We start from the raw sequence: 9,263 nt of genomic DNA, 5'->3' as shown, positions 1-9,263 counted from the left end.
TGCACATCGACTAATTCACCCAGCCCTAAACCCGAGCGCGATTTAAATGCGCCATCAACAAATAGTCCAGTTGCTGGCTCGAAGGTTGGAATATTGCCCTCATTGCCAATGCCACGGATGCGATAACTGGTATTAAAGGGGCTGGTATTAGTGGACACCACTAGAGAAGGAATCTGCATAGACAAATCGGTAATATCATTAATACCGGCATCAGCCAATTCTTGCTCACCGACCGCCGTAACAGCTAAAGGTACGCTCTGCATACTCTCCTCGCGCTTTTGCGCCGAAACGATAACCTCTTCTATTACGCGTTCTGCACGCGTAAGCGGCACAACAGCCCAAAAACACAGATTTACAACGAGAAAAAGCCGTAGTGCACTTACTTGGTAGGTCATTATTATTCTCACTTATTGCCGGTCATCACCGAAAACACACATGGCACGGTTAGTCCACGCAGCGGTCTATTGACTACGGTAAAATATCGGCGCAGCACATCCTTGCTTTTTGCCGCCACTAAATTGTTTAAGGATGCCAAAAATTGCGCCGCAAGCTAAACAGCGGACAAGCAGTAGTATTTTTAGGGGTTAAAGAGGAGGTGATAGGAAGCTAAGCAAACTAGCCGGAGCTTGCTTGTCGATATTGCCGCGGCGTCACTGACGTACGTTTACTAAAAAATCGTGAGAAGGCACTAGTTTCCGAAAATTGCAGGAGCTCCGCGATTTCCGCAATAGAGAGTTCGGATTCTCGCAAATATTTGCGTGCTAGCGCTTCGCGCACAGAATCGAGAATAGTTTGGTACTGGGTGCCATTTTCAGCAAGTTTGCTTTGCAGTGTTCGCACGCTGACGCCCAGCGCTTCAGCCACCGCAGCAGCATCGCAAATCTCTGAGCTAATAAGATTTCGTACGATTATTTCCACTCGTGATGGGAAGCTTTCTTTAGCTGAGCGCTGACGCAAACGCAGTACGCGCTGCAATGCACCGTGTAATTTATCCGCTTTTTTCAGCGGTAATGCTAAAGTTTTCTTATCAACTAAAAGCGCATTCCGATCCTGATTGTACTGTAAGGCCCTGCCAAACTCCTTGCGATGCCGAGTCAGCGAGGATGGCGGCGCATGCCGAAATTGAACATAAGTCGGATACCAAGACGGCCCTGCATGCGCTCTAACCTCCTGACAAAGCAATATGTAAGCTAATTCAACTGACTGCACCTCGCCTGCCGGATCACCGGCAATCGTGTCGTAACAATACGCGGTCCCGAGCGGCTCCGGCAGACCACGTAAAAAGACGCTATCACTGTATAACTGCATCGCCTCGGCTATATTGTCGATTGCTTCGCCTAGAGTCGACGCATGCCGGGCAACCAGCCAAACACTACCCAGAATTTCCAAACCCTGTTGTTTGGCAAGCTCAATGCCAAAATAACGTTCGCCACAACTCGTGGCCGCGATCTCAAAAAACCTTAACACCGCCTTGGCGTCCACCAACAAACTTGGATCAGAAAGCGCCGCCTCGTCGACATTGGCCAACCGCGCCACCATCGCAGGGTCGATATTATATTGCCGGATAAGACTATCCGCGCCTGCTAGAGCGGCACTACTTACGGTTTTCAAAGCTGCGATGTCCAAAACATGATTATTCTACTCACGGTTAATATAACAGCGCCGGATAGCATTCAAAGCCAGGCATATAGCGTAGACGGATAATCCCGTGTTTCCGTCACAACCAGCCCGGCCGCAGCCTTAACACTAGCAAACATACTCAGAGATAATAGAGGCTATCCACTACCAAGCCATAGCTTCGATCCAAACACCAAAATACAGCCACGCCGCCCATTGTATAAATGGCGGCACTGCGCATCAGCGGTGCGGCACCATCAGCCAATTTTCGCAAAAACATAAATACCAAGCCCAAAGCGCTGATAAAAACCAATTGCCCAACTTCAATACCCACGTTAAACGATAGCAATCCTGCAATCACTTCACCTTGCGGCAAACCGAGCTCATTGAGCACACTGGCAAAACCCAAGCCATGAATTAGACCGAACGCAGTGATTAGGGGCCATCGCAAGCGACCACTGCCAATCGACTTAGCACTAAGTTCAATGGCCAAATAAAGAATGGTTACTGCTATTGCCAGCTCTACCCAAGCACCAAGCTGAGGAACAATCCCCACGCTAACCAAAACCAATGTTACGCTGTGCCCAATGGTAAAGGCAGTGACTGTTAGCAACAGCTGCCGCCAAGACGCGGCAAGTAACAGCAGGCCAGTAACAAAAAGCAGGTGGTCAAAGCCGATCAATATATGTTCGACACCAAGTACAAAGTATTGTTTAACCACCTGAAAAGTGTCGGGGACGAGCGGTACCGTAAATACTTGACTGTCCCGCCGCATCAACTGACTATATTGGCGGCCATCAGCAAGCGAAATTTTAATTAAGGCTGCCGTCCGGCTAGCGATCAAACCGGTGATTTGGATATCTTGACCCTCGATTCCTTGCGGGCATTGTATTTGCCAATGCCACTCAATTGAGGTGCCAACTGCATACTGCCGTGGCTCTGTTATAGCTAAACAGCTTGCTGGCAACGCTGGTTCAGGACGGGCCTGCCCACTTAAGGCCGGCGTTTTCCACATCAGAGTAAATTGCTGGCGATCCTGCCCGACAATTTCAAGCAAGGAGGGAGCGAGTTTGTGAGCAAAACATGGGCTGCTCAGCAGGATTGTCAAAAGACAAACTAATCGGATCACTTGGTTTCCTCTCCATTGAGCACCAGATAACGTTCACGTAAATTGGCAATGAACGCCGCGAGCGCCTCGCGCTCACTCTGCTCTTGCCAATCTAACGCCAGCTTCGTCCGCACCTCCTCAAATTTCCGCCGTTGACCAGATATGGCCCTGGTTACGCGCACTAAATGCTGACCATAAACCGATGAAATCGGGCCCTGCCATTCATTTAACAGCGTGGATTTCGCGGCGACGGCTTCGCCAAATGATTCACCGAATACCTTGGCAATATCCCGCGTAGACACTTCTACAAATAGACTGCCGTGAAGTGATGGATCACCAAGGCCCTCCGCACTTGCTTTAAGTTGGATAGCCCGAAGTGCAGCTTTCGCTCGTTGCGCAGGGTCCTCATCGCGATCGGCACTAAAAAAAATCTGTGTAAAATTGAAACGGTCTGGCGTTTGCCAGCGCGCCAAGTCTGCTCGGTAAAGCGCCATGAGCTCAGCGTCCGTTGGACTACGGTTTGCGTGACTCCGACCTACGCTTTCCATGCGCTGAATCATACGACTACGGATAACTTCATCTGACTCGTGAATTCCGAGCACAAGTGCAGCCCGAATTTTGTCTTGGTCACTGCCTGTAAATCCGAGAAAGTTCGCGTCGCGCAGTAGGCGCTGAATCACCACACTGTCATCACGATGAAAATTTCGGCGCAGTGCTTCAGTAAACAGTATTCGGCTATCTAACTCCTGCTCGGCAAGTAGCCCCAGCTCAGCCTGGCTCGGCGCACGCCCGCTTTGTTTAATAAAATCATCCGATAATTGCTGGCGAGCATCCTTATCTAAAGAAACAATTTCATAGGTCTTTACAGTTTGTTGATACTGTTTATAAATAAACAAGAGCACACCAATCAGTACAAAATGAAATAAGGGCTCTCGGAATAAACGCATCATTTCTTCCTTTAGGGATCTAGGAACTTTCTGACCTAAACATTCGAGTAATTAGCTCAAGGCTACATTGGGGAAAATATGTTTAACTTGAACGGACATTTAAATTAATTAAATAGTTGTATTAACACCCAAACAGTAATAATGCTAGCCTTGAAACTGAACCGGCTCTACGGACTTTGCACTAATCACCACGGTGCCAGCCAGCTTGTCGTGCCAGCCCTGCTTGCGCCGATCCAACCCCACCCATATAAAGCCCAACATAAATACAAAGGCGGAAACATAGTAGCCGATGTAGCGAATCAGCCATTGCCACGCAGCTGGCTTTGCGCCGGTTTTGGCGTCAACAATTTTAATTTTTAGCAGGAGTTTACCCGGCGTTGCGGATTTATAAACCCAAAAAACAATGATTACCAAGGCGGGCAAAATATAGTTAAGCAGCACGCTTACAGCGCCTGTCATACTCATACTCTGAAATGACATCGTCGAGGCGTGCATCCCATCGCGCTCGATACTTGACCACTGGGCGTCACCCATTGTTAATGCAAAAATGGGGACAAGTAATAAACCAAAAAGCACGGTGTCTATGATCGAGGCCCAAACCCGCACCCAGAATCCCGCGTACTCCAGCGAAGCCTCTTTCTTCTCTGACGATGAATTTTCCATGTGCCCTCCTGATAAAATTCAAACCACACCTCCCTCGCCAATCAAGGGCTGGGCAATGCACTTCTACTTATTTTAGGAATATCGACATTGCTGCCACACTAAAACCTTTAGCAGCTAAGTCCTCTGCTCCTAGGGCATTTCCCGCATATTAATGAGGTATACCAAGCCTGCCGCCGCCACAGTGGGAATCGCAAAATAAAGAAACAGTGCAGGTAAAGAAACGCCCATCCCCATCAGTACGCCCGCCAAGAAGGGACTGATTACCGCCCCTGCCCGACCTAGCCCAGCCGCCCAGCCCAAACCGGTGCTACGCACCTGTACCGGATATACCGCTAGGGCAATGTTATAAAGATTGGAGAACGCGCCCATCACAAAAATACCAATAAGGAAAAGCATGATCCAAATCAGTGAAAAACTCATGCTAGCAATATCGCGGACAAGGAAGCTAAGTACCAGCATAACCGCCGTTCCAGCAATAAATGCCGCGGCTATTATGCGGTTTATTGCAGCCCACTTTGCCAACCAGCCAATCAATAAAGTACCAATTAGTGAGCCAAAGGGAATCGCCGCCGTTGCCTGAATGGCTTTTTCTTGACTTAAACCCGCGTTGGTCAAAATTTGCGGCATCCAGCTGGTGATAAAATACACCACCAAAAAGCCAGCGAAAAATGCCGCCCAAGTCAGTATCGTGGTTACTCTACGCGCAGGTATCAACAGCGCAAACACGGTGGAAGATTCTCGACTCACAGACTCGGGCACTATCGGCAATGCCGCCAGGGGTGCCTGCCCCAAACTGAGCAGGGTTTGATTTACTTTCTCTAAACCCAATTCAGGATGACGCTTAATCGTAAACGCCAGTGACTCTGGCACCAGTAGCTGAATCAAAATACCGAGAACCACGGTGATGATACCGGCATACAGAAAAACGCTCTGCCAGCCGTGCTCGGCAACAATCACCGACGTGAGTAAGCCGCCGATTACCGCACCCAAGGACGCCGCAGCGATCAGCACCGATATGATTAACGTGCGGTGTCGACGGGGACTAAATTCCCCCACCAATGGCGACAATGACGCAACCAATAGACCTAGGGCTAAACCGGCAACAACCCGCAGAACGACTAATTCAGCGACAGTACCCGCAAAGATAACGGCGCTTGTCGCGATACCGGCGATTAGCATCGACACACTCACCATTATGCGGCGACCATAGCGATCAGCTAAGAACGACAGAAACATTGCGCCAAGCGTCATGCCGAGCACACCAGCGCTTAACACCACCCCCATGTCGGTCGCGGAAACACCCCAGTCCTGACTGATCGCCGGTGCGGTGTAGGCAATGGCGACAATATCAAAGCCCTCAATCATGCTTGCCATAGTACAAAGCACAACAAGGAGCCATTGTTTGGCACTTAGATGAGATTCATGGAGGACTTCAATGGGTTGTGGGGTGTTTTCCACATCAACGGCAGGATCAACAGACTTTGTCATTTATTATTCTCGGTAGGACTCAAAGCTCAAAACGCGAGCACTCAGTCATTTACTATACGGCTCATACGATAGTCATGCTTAACAAAATTCACGCCTAGCGAGCATTCGGTACGACGTACGCCGGGTAAACCGGTGATTTTACTGTGTAAGAAGCGCGCCAATTCGGCATTATCTCGCACTAGGGTAATCGCTAAAATATCGGAACGGCCGAGCATTTTACCGACAAAGCCAATTTCCGGCACTGCCGCAAGTTGCTCGGCGACATCGTCGCACTGGGCGCTGCGCTCAACCTCCACCCAAATATAGGCAAGGGTCGGATTGCGCAAGCGCGCAATATTGGTCATGGCGGTGATCCGCACCTGACCTTCGCTCTCCATACGCTTAATGCGACTGCGTACAGTGCCCTCGGTGATGCCTAAATCAGCGGCAATTTTACGATTGCTGATGCGGGCATCTTGAGCCAAACCGTCAAGTATTTTGCGATCAAGTTCGTCTAATTGTTTTTTAGCCACAGTCACCGCCTTATACACCATGCCCAAAGGGCACCCAGTTCGATTGATTTTTTAACACATCTAAGGCAACTGACGGCTGTAATTTGCGCACCCCGGGCACCGCGCCCAAACGCACGAGCAAGTCGGTGAGGCTTTCCTGATCCTTGGCCACCGCCAAGGTTTCAATATCCAAGGTGCCCACCACCTGACACACCGAAAACACCTCAGGAAAAGCCGCTAAATCATTGGCCACGGCATCGGCAGGCCGGCCTTCTACCTGTATGCCGACCGCAAGCATCATGGAATAACCCACCGCTTCGTAATCAGTCACTGCCACCACACGCAAGCTATCGCCCTCTTCTAGGCGACGCACCCGCGAACGGACAGTTGCCTCGGTCAAGCTCAGCTCGCTTGCCAGTGCTTTGAACGCCATGCGACCGTCACGACGCAAATGAGCGACAATGCGGTGATCTACCTCGTCCATATGCTGGGATGGTGCAGGGCGTAAATGATCATCGCCTTCGAGTTCTGTCATAGCCGTTTCCCTTAGCTGCTTTATTTTTTCTTACTCAGCAGCGTGCTTGCCAAGATTTTTAATTCGGTTTTTAGCACTTTGCCCGAGGCATTTAAAGGTAAGGCCTCGACAAACTCCACGTAAAACGGACATTTATAGCGCGCTAAATACTCGCCACAATATTCACTCACACGCTGAGCGCTCAGGTCACTACCCGCTTTTTTAACCACAAAGGCCATCCCCACTTCGCCCTGTGGCGCCTTAGGTACGCCGATCACCGCGGCCTGTGCTACGCCGGACAAGCCGTATAAAACTTTCTCGACCTCAGCGGGGTAAACATTTTCGCCATTCATGATGTACATGTCTTTGAGGCGATCAGTGATGCGTAAATAACCCCGTTCGTCCATGACGCCAATGTCACCGGTTTTCAACCAACCATCGGCGGTGATCGTTTCTGCAGTGGCTTCAGGCATATCAAAATAACCCTGCATCACGTTATAGCCGCGCAACCAAACCTCACCCTCACTGCCCCTTGGCACTTCCTTACCTGTATTGGGATTGGCGCATATCAATTCAACGCCTTCAATCGCCCGACCTGAGGTCGTCGCAATCGTTTCCGCCTCATCTTCGGGACGGCAAACAGTCACAACGCCGGTCGACTCAGTCAATCCATATGCGGTTACCACTGTTTCAAAGCCAAGAATATTCCGCATATCGCGCACTAACTGCACCGGCACAGAAGCCGCACCAGTAACGCCCAGCCGCAAACTCGACAAATCGTAGTCACCGCGCTCAGGGGCGTTTAATAGCATTTCATAAAGCGACGGCGCTCCCGGTAACATGGTCACTTTGTCGCGCTGAATAGTTTCTAGAACACTGCGCTTGTCAAATTTCGCCATGGGCAGAATGGTTGCGCCACTGATAATCGCCGCCAACCAACCCGCTTTATAACCAAAGGAGTGAAAGAAAGGATTCACAATTAAATAATTGTCGTCACTGCGCAGACCTACCGTCGCACTCCAGCTCTGGAATGCCCGAATATTCTGCTCATGACTGCACAGCACCCCCTTAGCTTTGCCCGTGGTTCCCGAGGTAAAAAGCATATCGGCACTATCAAAGGGGTTCACTGCCCGCTCGGCGGCAATAAACTTTGCGTCATCGGCCTGAGCGGCACTTGCCATGAAATCAATCCAGCTCATGCTTGCCGCGATTGACCCTGTATTTGTGCCTGAATAAGGGGGTAATAGAATACGCTGCTGTAATTCCGGAAGTGCCTGCTCAGCCAACATCGCCAGCGGCTCACCCTTTTCGAGTTCAGCCACGGTAAGCAAAACTTTAACCCCAGCGCGGCCCAATATATCAGCGGCCTCACTGCCCTGTAAGCGGATATTCAGCGGCACTAAAATTGCCCCCACTGATTGCGCACCCGCCGCCGCCACAATCCACTCAGCGCTATTCGGCGCCCATATCGCCACACGGTCACCGTGACCGACCCCCATTGCCATGAATGCCCGTCCAGCAGCGCGGCGTAAATCGTTTAGGTCGGAATAAGAGATATCCTTCCCACCTTCGCGAACAGCGGCTTTCGCACTGAATTGCTGCGCAGCCCAGCCGAAGAGCCTTGGCAGGGTAAGGGGCATATTGATATTTTGCGGTGAGCTTTCCAGCAGCATGAGCGAAGACAGTCCTGTTTAGTTGTCAAACAGAGCCAAGTCTAGGGCGATGCGCGGCGCACGACAAGAGAAATGCGTAATTTTTAGCAATCTAAATTACGCATTATAGAAAACGTTCAATAAAAACCACATATGCATGGCGGGCATTTAACGCAATGAGCAGGCAGCGCTATGTTGTAGAGCGGGCTTTTAAGGCGCATTACATTAAGGCCTACTCGCCCTCACAAAGAAACAAGCCCTCGCGCTCGTTACTCTGTATCTTTAACAATAACCTGACCATTAGAAAGCGCGACACAGGTATAAAAATCAAGGTAATCGTCCTTGCTGAGCTGCCCTTCAGATAAATCGATAGGGACTGATAAGCCTTGACTGGTCAAATGGCGCAGTTCAATTGCTTGCAACCTGCCATTGGCATAACCGCGAAAATCATCAGGCAAGGACTCATTGGCAACAAGTTCACTATAATAACTGCGCAAGGACTTAACTGCCGCCTCGCCCCATAATACAAAGTACCGACCAACCGGGACAGCTTTCTCGGGATACTCCACCTGCAAACGCTGCCGATGCTGATTTATCGTATTATCTGAATCAGAACTGCAGTTATACAGCGCGTGAAAATATCGATGAAAAGCCTCGTCGCTGCCATCTAATGCCTGCTCTAGGGCGACTGTTGACGAAAAAACCAATTCAGACATAGAAATCCTTATAAATTTAAGTACACACAAAAAGGCGGCAATGGCCATTGTCAGCGAAAACTCGCGA

The 9,263-nt window shown here is 50.1% G+C and carries 10 protein-coding genes; all 10 read right to left on the bottom strand.

Going from position 1 to position 9,263, the window contains the following annotated elements:
• Nucleotides 1-395: TonB-dependent receptor plug domain-containing protein (locus ABYT30_RS11305; RefSeq protein ID WP_373096528.1), on the bottom strand; the 395-nt coding region annotated here is incomplete at its 3' end.
• 220 nt (nucleotides 396-615) lie between these two features.
• Nucleotides 616-1,611 carry an AraC family transcriptional regulator gene (locus ABYT30_RS11300; protein WP_373096526.1) on the bottom strand — a complete coding sequence of 332 codons (996 nt, stop codon included), beginning with the start codon at nucleotides 1,609-1,611 and terminating at the stop codon, nucleotides 616-618.
• A gap of 148 nt (nucleotides 1,612-1,759) precedes the next feature.
• On the bottom strand, nucleotides 1,760-2,746 hold the full coding sequence (locus tag ABYT30_RS11295; RefSeq protein ID WP_373084567.1) for a HupE/UreJ family protein: 987 nt from the start codon (nucleotides 2,744-2,746) through the stop codon (nucleotides 1,760-1,762).
• Nucleotides 2,743-3,675 (bottom strand): peptidyl-prolyl cis-trans isomerase, encoded by a 933-nt coding sequence (locus tag ABYT30_RS11290; RefSeq protein ID WP_373096524.1) that lies wholly within the window; start codon nucleotides 3,673-3,675, stop codon nucleotides 2,743-2,745. The genes ABYT30_RS11295 and ABYT30_RS11290 overlap by 4 nt, the downstream gene beginning before the upstream one ends.
• 141 nt (nucleotides 3,676-3,816) lie before the next feature.
• Nucleotides 3,817-4,335, bottom strand: a complete 519-nt coding sequence (locus ABYT30_RS11285; RefSeq protein ID WP_373083123.1) for an RDD family protein — start codon at nucleotides 4,333-4,335, stop codon at nucleotides 3,817-3,819.
• Nucleotides 4,336-4,464: 129 nt separating this feature from the next.
• Nucleotides 4,465-5,823 (bottom strand): MFS transporter, encoded by a 1,359-nt coding sequence (locus tag ABYT30_RS11280; protein WP_373096522.1) that lies wholly within the window; start codon nucleotides 5,821-5,823, stop codon nucleotides 4,465-4,467.
• A 41-nt stretch (nucleotides 5,824-5,864) separates the two neighbouring features.
• A complete protein-coding gene (locus ABYT30_RS11275; RefSeq protein WP_373083127.1) occupies nucleotides 5,865-6,335 on the bottom strand; it encodes an Lrp/AsnC family transcriptional regulator in 471 nt (156 codons plus the stop codon).
• Nucleotides 6,336-6,345: 10 nt separating this feature from the next.
• Entirely contained in the window at nucleotides 6,346-6,849 is a 504-nt protein-coding gene (locus ABYT30_RS11270; RefSeq protein ID WP_373083128.1) for an Lrp/AsnC family transcriptional regulator, read from the bottom strand.
• 20 nt (nucleotides 6,850-6,869) lie between these two features.
• On the bottom strand, nucleotides 6,870-8,501 hold the full coding sequence (locus ABYT30_RS11265) for a FadD3 family acyl-CoA ligase (RefSeq protein WP_373096520.1): 1,632 nt from the start codon (nucleotides 8,499-8,501) through the stop codon (nucleotides 6,870-6,872).
• A 248-nt stretch (nucleotides 8,502-8,749) separates the two neighbouring features.
• Nucleotides 8,750-9,263 (bottom strand): hypothetical protein (locus ABYT30_RS11260; protein WP_373096518.1); only part of this gene is annotated, 514 nt, incomplete at its 5' end.

The sequence above is a fragment of the Zhongshania sp. genome, assembly GCF_041623545.1.
In the GTDB taxonomy this organism is placed as follows: Bacteria; Pseudomonadota; Gammaproteobacteria; order Pseudomonadales; family Spongiibacteraceae; genus Spongiibacter.
This window is presented reverse-complemented; position numbering and strand designations above follow the sequence as displayed.

What these genes read in the sequence shown, in the direction of transcription:
- ABYT30_RS11270 (WP_373083128.1), bottom strand. Translation starts at nt 6,849, where the DNA reads ATGACAGAACTCGAAGGCGATGATCATTTACGCCCTGCACCATCCCAG.
- ABYT30_RS11265 (WP_373096520.1), bottom strand. Translation starts at nt 8,501, where the DNA reads ATGCTGCTGGAAAGCTCACCGCAAAATATCAATATGCCCCTTACCCTG.
- ABYT30_RS11280 (WP_373096522.1), bottom strand. Translation starts at nt 5,823, where the DNA reads ATGACAAAGTCTGTTGATCCTGCCGTTGATGTGGAAAACACCCCACAA.
- ABYT30_RS11290 (WP_373096524.1), bottom strand. Translation starts at nt 3,675, where the DNA reads ATGATGCGTTTATTCCGAGAGCCCTTATTTCATTTTGTACTGATTGGT.
- ABYT30_RS11285 (WP_373083123.1), bottom strand. Translation starts at nt 4,335, where the DNA reads ATGGAAAATTCATCGTCAGAGAAGAAAGAGGCTTCGCTGGAGTACGCG.